Source organism: Amycolatopsis sp. CA-211722 (genome assembly GCF_056828465.1).
Map to the genome: position 1 here is coordinate 1,148,338 of NZ_CP184752.1, position 17,026 is coordinate 1,165,363.

Consider the following 17,026-nt stretch of genomic DNA (forward strand, 5'->3'; position numbering starts at 1 on the left):
GTCGTAAGTCGCGATTCGGGCTCGGATCACGCGACGGGCGCCGGTGACTTCATCAGATTCGTCAGCAGCTTCGCGCACCAGTCCAGCAGTTCCTCGTCTCGCAACGCGGGGGCGCCCATCCGCCCGCCCGCCGGGCCTTCCGTCGGCTTGGGCACGGAGACCGTGTTCGTCACCGCCTTGTAGAGAGCCTTGGGGTACAAGCGCTTCAGCCGCACCATCTGCGAATCCGCCAGCGGCAGCGGCGCGAACCGGATCGACGTGCCCTGGGCGGAGACCTCGGTGACCCCGGCCGCGCGGCAGGTGTGCCGGAACGCGGCGACCGCGAGCAGGCGCCGTACCGGGGCGGGAGGCTGGCCGTAGCGGTCGACCAGTTCCTCGCGGACGGCGTCGAGCCCGGCCTGGTCGGGCGCGGCCGCGATCTTGCGGTACGCCTCCAGCCGCAGCCGTTCGCCCGGCACGTAGTCGTGCGGGATATGCGCGTCCACCGGAAGATCCACGCGGACCTCGGCGAGCTCCTCCTCGTCGGAGGTCTCCGCCCCCGCGTGCCGGCGGAACGCGTCGACCGCTTCGCCGACGAGCCGCACGTACAGATCGAAACCGACGCCCGCGATATGCCCGGACTGCTCCGCGCCGAGGATGTTGCCCGCGCCGCGGATCTCCAGGTCCTTCATCGCGACGGCCATACCGGCGCCCAATTCGGTGTTCTGCGCGATGGTCGCCAGCCGGTCGTGCGCCGTCTCGGTGAGCGGGGCCTCGGGCGGGTACAGGAAGTACGCGTACCCGCGCTCACGCCCGCGCCCGACCCGGCCGCGCAGCTGGTGCAGCTGCGCGAGACCCAGCAGGTCACCTCGTTCCACGAGCAGGGTGTTGGCGTTCGAGATGTCCAGCCCGGTCTCGACGATCGTGGTGCAGACGAGCACGTCGTACTCGTTCTCCCAGAAACCCTGGATGATCTTCTCGAGTTTCTCCTCGTTCATCTGCCCGTGCGCGGTGACGACGCGCGCCTCCGGCACCAGCTCGCGAATCCGCTTCGCGGCCTTCTCGATCGAGGAAACCCTGTTGTGCACGTAGAAAACCTGGCCGTCGCGCAGCAGCTCGCGCCTGATCGCGGCGCCGACCTGTTTGTCGTCGTACGCGCCGACGTAGGTCAGGATCGGGTGCCTGTCCTCGGGCGGGGTCAGGATCGTGGACATCTCACGGATGCCGGCGAGCGACATCTCCAGTGTCCGCGGGATGGGCGTCGCCGACATGGTCAGCACGTCGACGTGCGTCCGCAGCGCCTTGATGTGTTCCTTGTGCTCGACGCCGAACCGCTGCTCCTCGTCGACGATCACCAGGCCGAGGTCCTTGTACCGGATCCCGGTCTGCAGCAGGCGATGCGTGCCGATCACGATGTCGACGTCGCCCGAAGCGAGCTGTTCGAGGATCGCGTCCGATTCGGGTTTCGAGGTGAACCGCGAAAGTCCCTTGATCTTCACCGGGAACGAACTCATCCGTTCGGTGAAGGTGTTGAGGTGCTGTTGCGCGAGCAGCGTGGTGGGCACCAGCACCGCGACCTGCTTGCCGTCCTGCACCGCCTTGAACGCCGCGCGCACCGCGATCTCGGTCTTGCCGTAGCCGACGTCGCCGCAGATGACGCGGTCCATCGGGACGCCGCGTTCCATATCCGCCTTGACCTCGTCGATCGCGGCGAGCTGATCGTTGGTCTCGGTGAACGGGAAGGCGTCTTCGAGTTCGCCCTGCCACGGGGTGTCCTGCCCGAACGCGTGCCCAGGAGCGGCCTGCCGCGCCGCGTAGAGCTGCACGAGCTCGGCGGCGATCTCCTTGACGGCCTTCTTCGCCTTGGCCTTCGTGTTCTTCCAGTCCGACCCACCGAGCTTGTTCAGCGTCGGCAGCTCGCCACCGACGTAGCGCGAGACCTCGTCGAGCTGATCCGTCGGGACGAACAACCGGTCCCCCGGGTGGCCGCGTTTGGAGGAGGCGTACTCCAGCAGCAGGTACTCGCGGGTCGCGCCGGCGACGGTGCGCTGCACCATCTCCACGAACCGGCCGATGCCGTGCTGGTCGTGCACGACGTAGTCACCGGCCTTGAGGGCGAGCGGATCGACGGCGTTGCGGCGCCGCGACGGCATCTTCGTACTGAAGTCCTTTGTGGACGTCCCGGCACCCGAGCCGCGACCGGTGAGATCCGATTCGGACAGCACCACGAGCGCGCGTTCCGGCGAGACGAAACCGTCCGAAAGACCGCCGCACGTCACGGTCACGACGCCCGGTGTGAGCGGACCGGTGATGCCTTCCGCGAGGGACGCGGGCACGTCGCCCGCCGACAGCTGCTCGACGGCGCGGGCCGCCGTACCGTGCCCGGCGACGACGAGCACCGCCGTCCCGCCCGCGGCCGTATGCGCGCGCAGGTCCGTCGTCGCGCGCTCGACCTCGCCGCGGTAGTTCGGGGCGGCCTCGATCGAGACGCGGTAGACGTCGGGATCGTCGCTGGCCAGCTGCGTCAGCGTCCACCAAGGGCGCTTCGTCTCCTGAGCGTGCTTCGCGATGCCCGCCAGGTCCCGGTACGCGGACGCGCCGAGGTCGATCGGCGCCTGACCGCCCGCGGCGGCCGTGGTCCAGGACGCTTCGAGGAACTCCTGCCCGGTGCGGACCAGGTCGGCGGCGCGGGCGCGGATCTTCTCCGGATCCGCGAGCAGCACGTGCGTGCCCTGGGGCATCGCGTCGGTCAGCAGCTCCAGCTCGCCCTCGCACAGCACCGGGATGAGCGCCTCCATCCCCTCGACGGGCACGCCGCCGGAGAGTTTGGTGAGCATCTCGGTGAGCTGCGCGTCGGCCTCGTACGTCGTCGCGAGCTCGGCCGCCTTCGCGCGGACCGGCTCGGTGAGCAGCAGCTCACGGCACGGCGGCGCGCTGACGCGCTGGATCTCCCCCGGCAGCGACCGCTGATCGGACACCGCGAACGCGCGGATCTCACTGACCTCGTCGCCCCAGAACTCGACCCGCACCGGATGCTGCGCCGTCGGCCCGAACAGGTCGAGGATGCCGCCGCGCACGGCGAACTCGCCGCGTTTCTCGACCATGTCCACCCGCGTGTACGCGAGCTCGACCAGCCGCTCCAGCAGACCTTCGAAACTCTGCTCCTCGCCGACCACCAGATCGATCGGCGCGAGCGAACCGAGCCCGGGCGCCATCGGCTGGATGAGGCTGCGGACGGTCGCGACGACGACGCGCAGGCCGTCGGCGCCCGTCTCGAGCCGGTGGAGCACCTCCAGCCGCCGCCCGACGGTGTCCGCCCTCGGCGACAGCCGCTCGTGCGGCAGCGTCTCCCAGGACGGGAAGTCGGCGACGGCGCCTTCGCCGAGGAAGGACTTCAGCGAAGCGGTCAATTCGTCGGCCTCGCGGCCGGTCGCGGTCACCGCGAGCACGGGGCGGCCGGCGCCCTCGTCCGCGGCGAGGGCGCCGACGACCAGTTGGCGGGTGGCGATGGCGCCCTGGAGTTCGAGCACCGGGGCACCGGCCCGCTCGACGACCCCGCGCAGGGCCGGATCGGGAAGGATGGAATGAAGGAGTCCGGACAATGGAGCGTTTGTCACCGTCACAGCCTACGTGGGAGCACCGACAGTCCGCCGCGCGATCACCTGGGCAGGGCGAGGGCGACCTTCGGGAGCTGTTCGTCGAACTCGGCCGGTTCCTGCGTCGCGATCCGGATCAGCACGTGTTCGGCGCCCGCGTCCTGGTATTCGCGCAACCGGTCGGCGACCTGCGCCGGGCTGCCCGCGATCTGCATTTGGATCTTCTCGACGAAGTCCAGCGGAACGCCGTAATTCCGCTGTGCGTAGTCCTCCAGCCGCTCGCGGGTCCGCCCCGGGTCCTCCTCGATGAGCACCGTCGCGAACAACGCGGGCGTCACGGGGCGGACGGCCGATTCGCGGATTTTCGCGAGCCCGGCGGCGTAGTCCGCGACGTCGGGCGGATACGGCAGCCAGCCGTCGTAAAGCCGCCCGGCCCGCTCGAGCGCGCCCGGGGTGAACGCGGCCAGCCACACCGGCGGACCACCCGGGCGGTGCGGTTCCGCGTACTCCGGAAGCGTGTCGTAGTGCAGCACCTCGCCGTGGAACGGACCACCCTTCCCGCTCCAGACGTGCCGCCACAGCGCGACGATGTCGTCGAGCCGGGCACGGCGGCGTTCCCAGGGAACGCGGGCGAAGGCGAACTCGGGTTCGCTGCGGCCGGCGAACCCCGCGCCGACGCCGAGCGTGATCCGGCCCTGGCTGAGCAGGTCGAGCGAGAGGATCGCGTTCGCGGAAAGCAGCGGATCCCGCAACGCCGGAAGCAGTGCGGCGGTGCCCAGGGTGACCCGCTCGGTTCTGGCGGCGAACGCGCCGAGCAACGTCAACGAATCGATGGGCGCCTTCGCGAGCGTGTCGCCGGCCCAGACCGAATCGAAGCCGAGACGTTCGGCTTCGACCGCGATCGCGACCATTTCCGGCGCGGTGCGCCCGGCGTCGAGGATGGGCCGATAAGTGGGGACGACCAGACCGAATTTCATGCCGGGAGCATCACCGCGGCGGGGAATCGTCTCAATTCCTTCGAGGGAATGGCGGCGCCCGCGACGGCTCGGCCAAGATGACGGCCATGGTTTCCGGATTCGGCCCCGCGCTGAAGGGCTGGCGCGAGCGGCGGCGGCTGTCCCAGCTGGAACTGGCGCTCCGGGCCGGGACCACCCAACGGCATGTGAGTTTCCTGGAAGGCGGCCGGTCGATCCCCGGCCGCGGGCTGGTGCTGCGCGTCGCCGAATCCCTCGAACTCCCGCTCCGGGAGCGCAACGGCCTGCTGCTCGCCGCCGGATACGCCCCCGGTTTCCCCGAAACGAAACTCGACGATCCCGGGTTGAAGCCGGTCCTGGACGGCATGCGGCGGCTGCTCGACGGGCACCGGCCGTACCCGGCCATCGTGGTCGACCGCCACGGCGTGCTCGTCGCCCGCAACGACGCGCTCGACCTGCTCTTCGAGGACGTGGCGCCCGAACTGCTGCAAGAACCGGTCAACACCCTGCGGCTCGCGCTGCATCCGAAGGGGATGGCGCCTCGGGTGCGGAACCTCGCGGATTGGGCGCGGCACATCCTGGAGCGGCTGACGCAGGAGATCGCGCACGCGCCCGACGAGCAGCTCACCGCGTTGCTGGCCGAACTCGAAGGTTACGTTCCGGAGCCGGGTCCGCCCGGCCCGGACCATCTCGGGTTCGCCGTGCCGATGCGCCTGTCGACCTCGGCGGGTGAGCTGCGGCTGATCACGGCCATCACGACGTTCGCGACCGCGGCCGACGTCACGGTGTCGGAATTGAAACTGGAGACTTTCCTGCCCGCCGACGCCGAGACGGCCGCGATCCTGACGCGCTGACCGGCAGCGCCGCGCGGTGCACGAACGCGGGCGGCAGATTCGGCCAGACGATCGGGGTCCGCCCGGTCACCGCGAACCGGTCACGCAGTCCGGCGGCGAACCGCCTGCCCGGCGGGGTCCAGGCCGCGTGCGCGTAGGCGAAGGTCGTGAACCGCCCGTTCGGGACCAGGATCCCGGTCACCTGGTCGTGAATCCGTTCCTGGCGGTCCTCCGTCATCACCGTCCACGGCAGACCGGAGACCACGACGTCGGCGGATTCGCGCACGTGGTCGTCCAGGTTCTCGGCGGATCCCTGGACGATCTCGACCTCCGGATATCGCTCGCGCAGGTCGCCGGCGAGCCGGGGATTGATCTCGACGGCGACCAGGCGGGCGCCGGGCGGCAGCCGCCGGAGGACGGCGCCGGTGAACACACCCGTACCGGGCCCCAGTTCGACGACGAGCCTGGCGTTCTCCAGCCCCAGGCCCGCGGTCATGGCTTCGGCGAGTTTCGAAGAGCTGGCCGCGACGGCCCCGGTGAGCATCGGATGGCGGAGGAATTCCCTGGTGATCGACATGATCCCGACGCTAGGAACGGATTCCGTGGCCCCGCGTCGGCCGCGACGTCCGGCCCCGTCCTCCCCCGGGAGGACAGCAGGGGTACCCCAGAACGACGCGCGTCCGTGCCCGCCGCGGTTACGTTCGGGACGTGCTCAGGTTGTCCGAACGGATCCGCGCCCACCCGTGGGTGACCGACCTGCCGCTGTTCGCGTGGTTCGTCTTCCTCGCGCCGACGGGGTCGTCGCCGGTCCCCAAGGCGATCCTGCTCGTGCCGTACCTCTTCGTCGTGCCGCTGCTCTGGCGGCGGCGTCATCCCGAAATCGTCGCGGCGCTGGTCGTCGCGGGCGTGACCGCGCAGTACCTCGTGGAGTTCTGGGCCTACGACCGCGGCCGCGGCGAACTGGCGATGGCCGTCGCGCTCTACACGCTGGTCCGCGCGGGGAATCGCCGGTTCGCCGCGCTGATCGCCGTCGTCATCGTCTCCCTCGACGTCACCTGGGGCCTCACCTGGGGAGCCACCATCGAGCAGGGGCCGGAGATCACGATCGTCGCGACGATCCCGCTGCACGTCGCGGCCTGGGCACTCGGCGAATTCTTCCGCGCCCGCCAACGCCTCTCGGACGAGGAAGCGGTGAAGGCGGCGCTGGCCGCCTCCGAACAGGACGCCCGCGCGCGGGCGGCGGTCGCCGAGGAACGCACCCGGATCGCCCGCGAACTGCACGACGTCCTCGCCCACAGCGTGAGTGTCATCGTGATCAACGCCGAGGGCGCGAAGCTCATGCGCCACAAGGACCCCGAAGCCGTCGACCGCACACTCGACACGATCGGCAAGGCCGGGCGCGACGCGCTGGCCGAATTACGGCGTCTCCTGGAGGTCCTCCACGCGGGCGAAACCGCTCGAAGCCCGCAGCCCGCCGTCGCGGAACTTCGCGATTTGGTCGAGCAAGTGAGCGCGACGGGCCGCGACGTCGGCCTCCGGGTCACCGGTGACGCCGACGGGCTGCCACCCAGCGCCACGCTCCAGGCCTACTGGATCGTCCAGGAGGCGCTCACGAACATGATCAAACACGCGCCCGGCGACGCGAGCGGAACCGTCGAAATCGATTTCAGCGAGGACGGCCCACGCCGCGACGTCCGGATCGAAGTGACGAACACCGGTGGTTCCGGCCCGCCCGCGCCAAGGCTGCCGTCGTCGGGCCGCGGTCTGGCGGGGATGGCACAGCGGGTGGAGATGTTCCACGGGACACTCGACACCGGGCCGACCCGCGACGGCGGTTACCGGGTGGCCGCGAGCCTGGTGGTGGAGGCCGGATGACGTCCCCGGTGAAGGTGCTGATCTGCGACGACCAGGAGCTGGTCCGCGTCGGGATGGCCATGATCGTCACGAGCCAGGAGGACCTGACCGTCGCCGGTGAAGCCGCCAACGGGGCCGAAGCGGTCGAAACCGCGCTGCGGCTGCGGCCGGACCTGGTCCTGATGGACGTCCGGATGCCGGTGCTCGACGGCGTCGCGGCCACGGAGCGGATCTGCGCGGCACTGCCCGGGACACGTGTCCTGATGATCACCACCTTCGATCTCGACGAATACGCGTACGCGGCGTTACGCGCCGGCGCCAGCGGATTCCTGGTCAAAGACGCTCCGGCCGAAGAAATCCTCGTCGCGATCCGAGGCGTGCTTCGCGGGGATTCGATGGTTTCGCCTTCGGTCACGAAACGCCTGCTGGACCGCTATCTGGACGATGCCCGTGACGGCGGCGAAAGCAAGCGGCTGGAGAAGCTGACCGAACGCGAGAAGGACGTCCTCGCGCTCATCGCGCGCGGGCTCGCGAACAGCGAGATCGCCGCGAAGCTCTACATCGGCGAAACGACGGTGAAAACCCACGTCGGCCGGATCCTCGCGAAGCTCTCACTGCGCGACCGGGTGCACGCGGTCGTGTTCGCCTACGAAAGCGGTTTGGTTCGCGCGGGTGGTTGAACACGGTGGCATGCTGAAGATATGCGCACTTCCGCCGCCGTCGCGTTCGCTTCCCTGTCCTTGCTGGTCACGGGCTGTTCCGGGGCTTCGAGCGAGACGGTGCAGAGCGCACCACCGGTCACTTCGAAGCCCGCCGTGTCGGCGCTGAAGGTCGAGCAGGTGACGGCCGGGCTCGAACACGGCTGGGACGTCGGTTTCCTCCCGGACGGCAAGATCCTCGTCACCCAGCGTCCGGGGAAGCTGGCCCTGATCGAAGGCGGCACGAAGCGCGACGTCTCCGCCGACTTCTCCGACGTCCACGTCCGCGGCGAAGGCGGCCTGATGGGGATGGTGATCAGCAAGGACTTCGCCACTTCTCGCGAATTCATCACCTGCCAGACCCACAAGGAGGGCGACACCGCCGCCGACATCCGGCTGGTCACCTGGCGGCTGGCGGAGGACGGCGCGAGCGCCACGAAGGTCAAAGACCTGCTGACCGGGCTGCCGGTGAACCCCAGCGGCAGGCACTCCGGCTGCCGTCCCGCGTTCGGGGCGGACGGCGCGCTGCTCGTCGGCACCGGCGACACCGCCCGTCCGCAGCATCCGCAGGACCGGACGAGTCTCGGCGGCAAGGTGCTGCGCATCGACGCGAAGACCGGGAACGCGTTGCCGGACAACCCGTTCATCTCGTCGGCGAACCCGAACGAACAGCGCGTGTTCACCTACGGGCACCGCAACGTCCAGGGCGTCACGGTCCGCCCGGGCACCGGGCAGGTGTTCACCGCCGAGCACGGGCCGACGATCGACGACGAGGTCAACCTGGAGACCGCGGGCGCGAACTACGGCTGGGACCCGTCCAAGGGCGGCACCGAGACCAGCTACGACGAAAGCGTCCCGATGACCGACAAGCAGCGCTTCCCGGACGCCGTCAGTCCTTTGTGGACGACCGGTGAGATCACCGAGGCGATCTGCGGCGCGGAGTTCCTCACCGGATCGCGGTGGGGGGCGCTCGAAGGCTCTCTTGCCGTGACCGCGCTGAAGGGCCAGAAACTCCTGCTGTTCCGCCTCGACGACGCGGGCAAGGTCACCGAAGTGACACTGCCGCCCGAGTTCGACGACAAGTTCGGCAGGCTTCGCGCCGTCCGGAGCGCGCCCGACGGTTCGCTCTACATCACGACTTCGGAAGGCCAGGACGACAAGCTGCTGAAGGTCACCCCCGGCGCCTAATGGCCGAGGTGCGCGCCTCCGTTGACGTGGACGATCTGACCGGTGACGTGCCGCGCCTCCGGGCTCGCCAGGAAGGCCACCACTTCGGCGACGTCCGCGGGCTCGCCGGCGCGTTTGGTCAGCGTGTTGCCGATCAGCCACGTCCGGCGTTCGTCGGAGAGCTTGCCCTGGAAGAACTCGGTGTCCCCGACCAGCCCGGGCGCGACGACGTTCGCGGTGATCCCGCGCGGCCCGAATTCCCTTGCCACGTCGACGTTCCATGCCTCCAGAGCGGCCTTGGCGGCACCGTAGGAACCCGCTCCCGTCCGCGCGGCGATGGAGCCGATGGTGACGATCCGCGCGCCGTCGGCGAACCTTTCCCGCAAGGCCCGGGTGACGAGCACGGCGCTGAACACGTTCGCGTCCAGGTTCGCCTGCCAGTTCGCGGCGAACGACTTCAGGTCTTCGGCCTGCCCGTTGCTGAAGTCGGTGTTCCCGCCCGCGTTGTTGACCAGGACGTCGACGCGCTCCGGCAACGCGGCCAGCGCCCGTTCCACCGCGTCCGGATCGGCCGCGTCGAACGGGACCGGGTTCGCGCCGAGCAAAGTGGCGGCTTCGGTGAGGACCTGTTCGCGGCGACCGGTGATCGTCACCCGGTCACCGCGCGCGGCGAACGCCGCCGCGACCGCGTAGCCGATTCCCGTTCCGCCGCCGGTGACCACTACTTCCCTGTTCTTCCCCATGTCTCGAGGATAGGGACACTAGGCTTCCCCGCATGACGAAGATCGACCCGGCGACGACGGCGCTCGTCCTGATCGACCTCCAGACCCGGATCGTCGCGCTGGAGACCGTCCCGATCGAAGGCACCGAGGTCGTGTCGAACGCTGTCCTGCTGCGAGAGGCCTTCAGCGCGGCCGGCTCGCCGATCGTCCACGTGCGCGCGCACCGGCCGAACGTCGACGAGCAGCCGCCCGGCAGCGAACTGGTCGCCGAACTGACCCCGCGCGACGGTGAGCACCTGATCACCAAGAACACGATCGGCGCGTTCTATCGCACCGGGCTCGACGAACTCCTCCGAGGACTCGGCGTGGAGACGCTGGTGCTCGCCGGGATCGCCACGGAATACGGTGTCGAATCGACGCTGCGGGCCGCGGTCGATCACGCCTACGAGACGATCGCCGTTTCGGACGCGATGGCGGGTATCGCCGCGATCTCTCACGAATCGGCGATCACGAAGGTGTTCCCGCGGCTGGGCGAAGTGCTCACGACCGCCGAGACCGCCGCGGCGCTGGGCTGAACCATGATCGACAAAATCGCTTGGCTGCACCTGCGCGACGGCCGGATCCTGAGCACCCGGTCACGCGGCAAATCCGTGTTCTACCTGCCCGGCGGCAAACGCGAATCCGGCGAAACCGACGCGGAGACCCTGATCCGGGAGATCCGTGAGGAGCTGACGGTCGAGATCGATCCGGCGAGTATCGAGCCCGCCGGTGTCTTCGAAGCGCAGGCCGATGGCCACGCGACGGGGCTCCTGGTCAGGATGACCTGCTACGCGGCCGGATTCAGCGGAACACTCACGGCCAGCAGCGAAATCGACGAAATCGCGTGGCTCGGCCACGCGGACAGGGAGCAGGTCTCGGCGGTGGACAAGATCATCTTCGATCACCTGCGGGAGACCGGCCTCCTGCACTGACTCAGTGCAGCCGCAACTTGGGCTTGTGCTCCAAATTGGACAGCCCGTTCCAGGCGAGGTTGACCAGATGCGCGGCGACCTCGTCGCGCTTCGGTTTCCGGGCGTCGAGCCACCACTGCCCGGTGAGCGCGACCATCCCGACGAGCGCCTGCGCGTACAGCGCGGCCAGCTTCTCGTCGTAGCCCCGCGCGGCGAACTGCTGCGCGAGAATGTGCTCGACCTGGCTGGCGATGTCGTTCAGCACCGTCGAGAACGTGCCCGTCGAACTCGCGACCGGCGAATCCCGCACCAGGATGCGGAAGCCGTCGTGGGAATCCTCGACGTAGGACAGCAACGCGATCGCCGCCTGCTCCAGCATCACCCTCGGATGTCCACCGTGGAGGGTGGACACCATCCGGTCGAGCAGCAGCTGCGTCTCGCGGTCGACGACGACCGCGTAAATGCCTTCCTTACCGCCGAAATGCTCGTAGACCACCGGTTTGGAGACGTTCGCGCGGTGCGCGATCTCCTCGATGGACGTGCCTTCGAAACCCTTCTCCGCGAAAAGGGCCCTGGCGACGTTGAGCAGTTGCTGCCTGCGCTCGGTACCCGTCATCCGCACTCGGGCCACCGGGGCCACAGGACGCGCCCCGGTGACCGCTTCACGTTTGGTCCGCCTTCTCCCCGCCATCGCAGAAGACTAACGCGACCTCGCTATTTGCTTTCAGTGGCGATGCGCGCGAGGCGCTGCGGAGTCGGCCAGCGCACGTCGTAGGCCCAGCCGCACTTCTCGAAGATCCAGATCAGCCGCGCGGAAATGTCGATCTGGCCGCGCTGCACACCGTGCCGCGCCGAAGTCGGGTCCGCGTGGTGCAGGTTGTGCCACGACTCGCCGAAGGAGAAGATCGCCAGCGGCCAGAAGTTGGCCGATTTGTCGCGGGCCGCGAACGGGCGCTCGCCGATCATGTGGCAGACCGAGTTGACCGACCAGGTCACGTGGTGCAGCACGCAGACGCGCACCAGCCCGGCCCAGAAGAAAGCGGTCACCGCGCCCCAGAACGACCAGGTGATCAGTCCACCGAGGATCGCGGGCAGCACCAGGGTGAGCAGGCTCCACAGCCAGAACAGGTCGTCGACCTTCTTGATGGCCGGGTCCTTGACCAGGTCCGGCGCGAACCGCTCCGCGTTGGTCTGGTCGCGGTCGAACAGCCAGCCCATGTGCGCGTGCCAGAACCCCTTCGCGATGGCGAGCGGCGAGGTGCCGAACAGCCACGGCGAATGCGGGTCGCCGTCGCGGTCGGAGAAGGCGTGGTGGCGCCGGTGGTCGGCGACCCAGGTGATCACGGGGCCCTGGACGGCCATGCTGCCGGCGATCGCCATGGCGACGCGCAGCCACGGCTTGGCCTTGAACGAGCCGTGCGTGAAGTAGCGGTGATACGAAACGGTGATACCCAGCCCGCTGATCGCGTAGAAGAAGACGAACAGGCCGACGTCGACCCAGGTCAGTCCCCAGCCCCAGGCGAACGGGACGGCCGCGAGCAACGCGGCGAGCGGAAAGATGACCCCCAGGTAGACCGAAAGCTGCACAGCGCTCGATCGCTGTCCTTCGGTGACCGGTTTGGGGCCCTTCGCGGGCTTCTGGGACTGGTCCAGGGTAGCCGTCATGCAGTCACTTCTTTTCTACGAGCAGCCCTTGAGGGTTTCCCTAAGGGTGACCTTACCTACGATGCCGTAAGTTACGGTACAGGAGGTTTCGTCCCCTGTGGAGTGCCCGCGAAGGTGAGGCAACCCCCGGGCGCACGCGGAGGTCCCCGGCATGGCTATCCTGACCAGGATCGATCCGCCGTAGTGTAATCGGCAGCACTTCAGATTTTGGTTCTGACAGTTCAGGTTCGAATCCTGGCGGCGGAGCAGACGAACAGATGACCAGCGGCGTTTTCAACGGTGGGGGTGTGTGCGGCTGACCGAGGACGCGACGACCAGTGGCAGGCGGCCGGCGCTTGCGGAGATGTCCGACGCCTGGCTTTACGGTCGCGCGCGCGAACTCGGGGCGGCCATACAGCGTGTCAGCTTCGCCGAGCAGCTGGACATCGTCACCAGTCTCGACGAACTCCTCGACGAGACGCAGCGCCGCGGCGAACCGTTGCTGGTCGCCCAGTTGCTGCGCTACTCGGCGATGGCCAGGCTGGTCACCCGCGGCCTCGCCGCCGAAGCCGAGCCCCGGCTCGACGAGATGCTCGCGCACACCAGGCGGCACGGTCTCGCGCTGATGCGGGCCGACGCGCACGCCATGCGCGGCCGGCGGCTGGTGATCGCCAAACAGGAGGACGCCGCCCTCACCGAGATCGCCAGGGCGCTGGCCATCCTCGACGATTCCGCGGTCCCGGACCGCCAGGTCGGCAGACGCAACTGGGACCGGATGCTGTCCACGACCCTGGTCGACTGCTGGCTGGTGCTGAACCAGCTCGGTGTCTACGAGGCGGCCGAGGAGGCCATCGCCCGCGCCGCGCAGGCGATCCGTGACAGCGCGAGCCCGCACGAGATCGCGCTCCAGCTGATCAACCGCGTCAAGATGCTGCTGGGCTGGGGCCTGCGCCTCGAACGCATCGAGCGCTACGACGAGGGCGCGGACAAGTTCCGCACCGCGGCGTCGATGGCCCAGGCCGCCGAAGGCCCGTTCACCGAGTCGCTCTTCCCGCGCAAGGCCGGGGTTCCCGCCATCGACCAGGTCGGCGTGCTCGCCGCGGCCGCCGCGCTGGCGTCGCCCGATTCGTCGCATATCGAGCGGCTGAACTCGCTGCTCCATCCGGAACTGGTGTTCCCGCACGAACGCGAGATCATCGCCATCGCGCTGGCCCGCTGCCTGGACAACGACGGCCGCCGCGAAGACGCCCTGCAGGTGCTCAAAGAGGTCCGCGAGGACAACGAGGACGGCTCACTGCCGTCGATGCGGCTGAACCTCGCCCGCGAACTCGCCAGGCTCGACACCACCCCGGACTACGCGTCCGGGGCGAGCCAGTCGCTGATCGACTACGCGACCATCCTGGAAACGGAGATGTGGTCGCTGAGGGAATCGCAGATCGCCACGCTCAACGCGCGCCGGGAGCACGAACGCCTGTCCGCTGAGCACGGCGCGATCACCCAGCAGGCCCTCCAGGACCCGCTCACCGGCCTGCCGAACCGGCGCGCGCTCGACGAAAAGCTGCGTTCGCTGGCGTCGTCCGCCGACGCCCAGCCGCTCGCCGTGGCGCTGGTCGACCTCGACGGTTTCAAGGACGTCAACGACAAGCAGTCGCACGCCGAGGGCGACAACGTGCTCCGTGTCATCGCGAGCACGCTGCGCGACGCCCTGCGCGGCGACGACGTGGTCGCCCGATACGGCGGAGACGAGTTCATCGTGCTTCTACCTGGGGCTCCGGCCTCGGCGGCGAAGCAGGCGCTGGGTCGTTCTGTGAATGCCGTCGCATCTCTGCCGCACCATCTTTCGCACGGCGTCACCCTCTCCGTCGGCCTCGTCTCGCTCCGCCCGCAGGAGCGGGCCGAGCAGGTCCTCGCCCGCGCCGACGCGGCCATGTACCAGGCGAAACGCGGCGGCGGGAACCAGGTTTCGTCGGTGAACTCGATGGCCATCGATCCGGCGACCGGATGGCCCGGTGAGGATGCTCCGACCGACCCCGCGTGGGACGCCGAGCAGCCCACGTAGGATCAATGCCCGACAACCACCGTTGGTGAAATGTTGGGAGAGCCGTGACCGGCCCGCTGAGCACGTTGATCCTCGCCGCGGGTGAGGGCACCCGCATGCGTTCGTCCACCCCGAAGGTGCTGCACCCGATCGCCGGCCGCCCGTTGGTCGAGCACGCGGTGCGGGCCGCCGCGGGGCTGAACCCCGAGCACCTGGTAGTGGTCGTCGGCCACGGTCGCGACTCGGTCGGCGCCCGGCTGGAAAAGGTCGGCGAGGCACTCGGCCGCCAGGTCGTCACGGCCGTCCAGGAAGAGCAGAAGGGCACCGGGCACGCCGTCTCGTGCGCGCTCTCCGCGCTGCCCGGCGGACTGACCGGCACCGTCGTCGTCAGCTACGGCGACGTCCCGCTGCTCGACACCGAAACGCTCGCTTCCCTGGTCGCCGAGCACACCTCCACCGGTAACGCGGTCACCGTGCTAACCGCCGTCGTCGAGAACCCGACCGGATACGGCCGGATCATCCGCGACGAGAACGGTGTCGTCACCTCGATCGTCGAGCAGAAGGACGCCACCCCCGAACAGCACGAAATCGCCGAAATCAACTCCGGCGTCTACGCCTTCGACGCTTCGGTCCTCGTCGACGGGCTCTCGCGGCTTTCGACGGACAACGCCCAGGGCGAGCTCTACCTCACCGATGTCCTCGGCATCGCCCGCGGCGACGGCAAGGGTGTCGGCGCGCTGGTCATCGACGATCCGTGGGTGACCGAAGGCGTCAACGACCGCGTCCAGCTGTCCGTCCTGGGCGCCGAGCTGAACCGCCGGATCGTCCGCGGCTGGCAGCGGGCCGGCGTCACCGTCGTCGACCCCGCGAGCACCTGGATCGACGCGGGCGTGACCCTTTCGCGCGACGTCGTCATCGAGCCCGGCGTCCAGCTGAAGGGCTCGACGTCGGTCGGCGAGGGTTCGCGGATCGGCCCGGACAGCACGCTGGAGAACGTCACCGTCGGCGCCGGCGCGTCGGTGGTGCGCACCCATGGTTCCGATTCGGAACTGGGCGACGGCGTGAAGGTCGGCCCGTTCACCTACCTGCGTCCCGGTTCCAAACTGGGGACCAAGGGCAAACTCGGCGCTTTCGTCGAGACGAAGAACGCCGACATCGGCGCCGGCACGAAGGTCCCGCACCTGACCTACGTCGGCGACGCGACCATCGGCGAGAACAGCAACATCGGCTGCTCCAGCGTCTTCGTCAACTACGACGGCGTGAACAAGCACCACACCACGATCGGCTCCCATGTGCGGCTCGGCGCGGACAACACGTTCGTCGCCCCGGTGACCATCGGCGACGGCGCCTACAGTGGGGCAGGCACCGTGATCAGGCAAGACGTGCCCCCGGGCGCGCTCGCCGTGTCCACCGGGCCGCAGCGCAACATCGAAGACTGGGTGTCCCGGCGCAGGCCGGGCACACCCGCGGCGGAAGCAGCTTCCGCCGCGAAGCAGGACACCACCGCCGTGTCCGATTCGAACAAGGGAAACGACGGGGAGTCGCCAGCATGAGCTCGAAGTCCGGAACACCGAAGAAGAACCTGATGCTCTTCTCGGGGCGCGCCCACCCGGAACTCGCCGAAGAGGTCGCCAAGCACCTCAACGTGTCGGTCGTTCCGCAGACCGCGCACAATTTCGCCAACGGGGAGATCTTCGTCCGGTTCAACGAATCGGTGCGCGGGACCGACGCGTTCGTGATCCAGAGTCACCCCGCTCCCATCAACGAGTGGGTGATGGAGCAGCTGATCATGGTGGACGCCCTCAAGCGCGCCAGCGCCAAGCGGATCACCGTGATCATGCCGTTCTACCCGTACGCGCGGCAGGACAAGAAGCACAAGGGTCGCGAGCCGATCTCCGCGCGCCTGATCGCGGACCTGTTCAAGACCGCGGGCGCCGACCGGATCATGACGGTCGACCTGCACACCGCGCAGATCCAGGGTTTCTTCGACGGCCCGGTCGACCACCTGCTCGCGCAGAACGTGCTGGCCGCGCACATCAACAAGACGTATCGGGACGAGAACATCACCGTCGTCTCGCCGGACTCGGGCCGCGTGCGGCTCGCCGAGAAGTGGGCGGCGCAGCTGGGTGACCGGCCGATCGCCTTCATCCACAAGACCCGCGACCCCGACAAGCCGAACCAGGCCGTCGCCAACCGCGTCGTCGGCAAGGTCCGCGGTCAGCTGTGCGTGCTGATCGACGACATGATCGACACCGGTGGCACGATCGTGAAGGCCACCGAGGCCCTGCTCGACGAAGGCGCGTCCGACGTCGTCATCGCCTCGACCCACGGCATCCTGTCCGACCCCGCCACCGAGCGGCTGTCGAACTGCAAGGCGCGCGAGGTCATCGTCACCAACACGCTGCCGATCCCGGAGGAGAAGCGGTTCCCCGGGCTGACCGTGCTGTCCATCGCGCCGCTGCTGGCGCAGGCGATCCAGCAGGTCTTCGAGGACGGGTCGGTCACGTCCCTCTTCGACGGCAACGCCTGACCCTCAGCGGAGCAGGGGACCTTTGCTTTCACTCTCTTCTG

General features: G+C 69.0%; 15 protein-coding genes and 1 tRNA gene. 10 read left to right on the forward strand and 6 right to left on the reverse strand.

Features of this window, described 5'->3' with window-relative positions:
* Positions 1–26: 26 nt before the first annotated feature.
* Together mfd and ACOCEP_RS05610 are read right to left on the reverse strand one after the other, a co-directional pair.
* Positions 27–3,581 carry a transcription-repair coupling factor gene (gene mfd, locus ACOCEP_RS05605; RefSeq protein ID WP_482339598.1) on the reverse strand — a complete coding sequence of 1,185 codons (3,555 nt, stop codon included), beginning with the start codon at positions 3,579–3,581 and terminating at the stop codon, positions 27–29.
* Positions 3,582–3,637: 56 nt separating this feature from the next.
* A complete protein-coding gene (locus tag ACOCEP_RS05610) occupies positions 3,638–4,552 on the reverse strand; it encodes an LLM class flavin-dependent oxidoreductase (RefSeq protein ID WP_482336121.1) in 915 nt (304 codons plus the stop codon).
* Between the two features lie 86 nt (positions 4,553–4,638).
* Here ACOCEP_RS05610 and ACOCEP_RS05615 point away from each other — a divergent pair, with 86 nt between their 5' ends.
* A complete protein-coding gene (locus ACOCEP_RS05615) occupies positions 4,639–5,403 on the forward strand; it encodes an MmyB family transcriptional regulator (RefSeq protein ID WP_482336122.1) in 765 nt (254 codons plus the stop codon).
* Here the strand turns inward: ACOCEP_RS05615 and ACOCEP_RS05620 are convergent.
* The gene (locus ACOCEP_RS05620; protein WP_482336123.1) at positions 5,330–5,959 is read right to left on the reverse strand and encodes a class I SAM-dependent methyltransferase; all 630 of its coding nucleotides are present in this window, start codon (positions 5,957–5,959) and stop codon (positions 5,330–5,332) included. The genes ACOCEP_RS05615 and ACOCEP_RS05620 overlap by 74 nt on opposite strands.
* A gap of 131 nt (positions 5,960–6,090) precedes the next feature.
* Between ACOCEP_RS05620 and ACOCEP_RS05625 the strand changes: the two genes are divergently transcribed.
* Genes ACOCEP_RS05625 through ACOCEP_RS05635 form a run of 3 tightly spaced genes read left to right on the forward strand, consistent with a single transcriptional unit; the run spans position 6,091 to position 9,122 of the window.
* Positions 6,091–7,257 carry a sensor histidine kinase gene (locus tag ACOCEP_RS05625; RefSeq protein WP_482336124.1) on the forward strand — a complete coding sequence of 389 codons (1,167 nt, stop codon included), beginning with the start codon at positions 6,091–6,093 and terminating at the stop codon, positions 7,255–7,257.
* Positions 7,254–7,916 (forward strand): response regulator, encoded by a 663-nt coding sequence (locus ACOCEP_RS05630; RefSeq protein WP_482336125.1) that lies wholly within the window; start codon positions 7,254–7,256, stop codon positions 7,914–7,916. The genes ACOCEP_RS05625 and ACOCEP_RS05630 overlap by 4 nt, the downstream gene beginning before the upstream one ends.
* 21 nt (positions 7,917–7,937) lie before the next feature.
* Entirely contained in the window at positions 7,938–9,122 is a 1,185-nt protein-coding gene (locus ACOCEP_RS05635; protein WP_482336126.1) for a PQQ-dependent sugar dehydrogenase, read from the forward strand.
* Here the strand turns inward: ACOCEP_RS05635 and ACOCEP_RS05640 are convergent.
* Positions 9,119–9,844 carry an SDR family NAD(P)-dependent oxidoreductase gene (locus ACOCEP_RS05640; RefSeq protein ID WP_482336127.1) on the reverse strand — a complete coding sequence of 242 codons (726 nt, stop codon included), beginning with the start codon at positions 9,842–9,844 and terminating at the stop codon, positions 9,119–9,121. The two genes, ACOCEP_RS05635 and ACOCEP_RS05640, sit on opposite strands and share 4 nt — an antisense overlap.
* Positions 9,845–9,876: 32 nt before the next feature.
* Here ACOCEP_RS05640 and ACOCEP_RS05645 point away from each other — a divergent pair, with 32 nt between their 5' ends.
* Entirely contained in the window at positions 9,877–10,398 is a 522-nt protein-coding gene (locus ACOCEP_RS05645; protein ID WP_482336129.1) for an isochorismatase family protein, read from the forward strand.
* 3 nt (positions 10,399–10,401) lie between these two features.
* Entirely contained in the window at positions 10,402–10,794 is a 393-nt protein-coding gene (locus tag ACOCEP_RS05650) for an NUDIX hydrolase (protein WP_482336130.1), read from the forward strand.
* Between the two features lies 1 nt (position 10,795).
* Here the strand turns inward: ACOCEP_RS05650 and ACOCEP_RS05655 are convergent, their stop codons facing one another.
* Together ACOCEP_RS05655 and ACOCEP_RS05660 are read right to left on the reverse strand one after the other, a co-directional pair.
* Entirely contained in the window at positions 10,796–11,389 is a 594-nt protein-coding gene (locus tag ACOCEP_RS05655) for a TetR/AcrR family transcriptional regulator (protein WP_037342446.1), read from the reverse strand.
* Between the two features lie 98 nt (positions 11,390–11,487).
* The gene (locus ACOCEP_RS05660) at positions 11,488–12,438 is read right to left on the reverse strand and encodes an acyl-CoA desaturase (protein ID WP_482336131.1); all 951 of its coding nucleotides are present in this window, start codon (positions 12,436–12,438) and stop codon (positions 11,488–11,490) included.
* Between the two features lie 174 nt (positions 12,439–12,612).
* Between ACOCEP_RS05660 and ACOCEP_RS05665 the strand changes: the two genes are divergently transcribed.
* From ACOCEP_RS05665 to ACOCEP_RS05680, 4 genes are all read left to right on the forward strand, one after another.
* Positions 12,613–12,684, forward strand: a tRNA-Gln gene (locus ACOCEP_RS05665).
* Between the two features lie 43 nt (positions 12,685–12,727).
* On the forward strand, positions 12,728–14,476 hold the full coding sequence (locus ACOCEP_RS05670) for a GGDEF domain-containing protein (RefSeq protein WP_126736467.1): 1,749 nt from the start codon (positions 12,728–12,730) through the stop codon (positions 14,474–14,476).
* A gap of 44 nt (positions 14,477–14,520) precedes the next feature.
* Positions 14,521–16,008 carry a bifunctional UDP-N-acetylglucosamine diphosphorylase/glucosamine-1-phosphate N-acetyltransferase GlmU gene (gene glmU / locus ACOCEP_RS05675; protein ID WP_482336132.1) on the forward strand — a complete coding sequence of 496 codons (1,488 nt, stop codon included), beginning with the start codon at positions 14,521–14,523 and terminating at the stop codon, positions 16,006–16,008.
* A complete protein-coding gene (locus ACOCEP_RS05680) occupies positions 16,005–16,985 on the forward strand; it encodes a ribose-phosphate diphosphokinase (RefSeq protein ID WP_007028782.1) in 981 nt (326 codons plus the stop codon). The genes glmU and ACOCEP_RS05680 overlap by 4 nt, the downstream gene beginning before the upstream one ends.
* Positions 16,986–17,026: the final 41 nt, after the last annotated feature.

Coding starts and splice junctions, on each gene's coding strand:
- ACOCEP_RS05655 (WP_037342446.1), bottom strand. CDS start 11,389: ATGACGGGTACCGAGCGCAGGCAGCAACTGCTCAACGTCGCCAGGGCC.
- ACOCEP_RS05610 (WP_482336121.1), bottom strand. CDS start 4,552: ATGAAATTCGGTCTGGTCGTCCCCACTTATCGGCCCATCCTCGACGCC.
- ACOCEP_RS05640 (WP_482336127.1), bottom strand. CDS start 9,844: ATGGGGAAGAACAGGGAAGTAGTGGTCACCGGCGGCGGAACGGGAATC.
- ACOCEP_RS05635 (WP_482336126.1), top strand. CDS start 7,938: ATGCGCACTTCCGCCGCCGTCGCGTTCGCTTCCCTGTCCTTGCTGGTC.
- ACOCEP_RS05650 (WP_482336130.1), top strand. CDS start 10,402: ATGATCGACAAAATCGCTTGGCTGCACCTGCGCGACGGCCGGATCCTG.
- ACOCEP_RS05615 (WP_482336122.1), top strand. CDS start 4,639: ATGGTTTCCGGATTCGGCCCCGCGCTGAAGGGCTGGCGCGAGCGGCGG.
- ACOCEP_RS05620 (WP_482336123.1), bottom strand. CDS start 5,959: ATGTCGATCACCAGGGAATTCCTCCGCCATCCGATGCTCACCGGGGCC.
- ACOCEP_RS05660 (WP_482336131.1), bottom strand. CDS start 12,438: ATGACGGCTACCCTGGACCAGTCCCAGAAGCCCGCGAAGGGCCCCAAA.
- ACOCEP_RS05645 (WP_482336129.1), top strand. CDS start 9,877: ATGACGAAGATCGACCCGGCGACGACGGCGCTCGTCCTGATCGACCTC.
- ACOCEP_RS05630 (WP_482336125.1), top strand. CDS start 7,254: ATGACGTCCCCGGTGAAGGTGCTGATCTGCGACGACCAGGAGCTGGTC.
- ACOCEP_RS05680 (WP_007028782.1), top strand. CDS start 16,005: ATGAGCTCGAAGTCCGGAACACCGAAGAAGAACCTGATGCTCTTCTCG.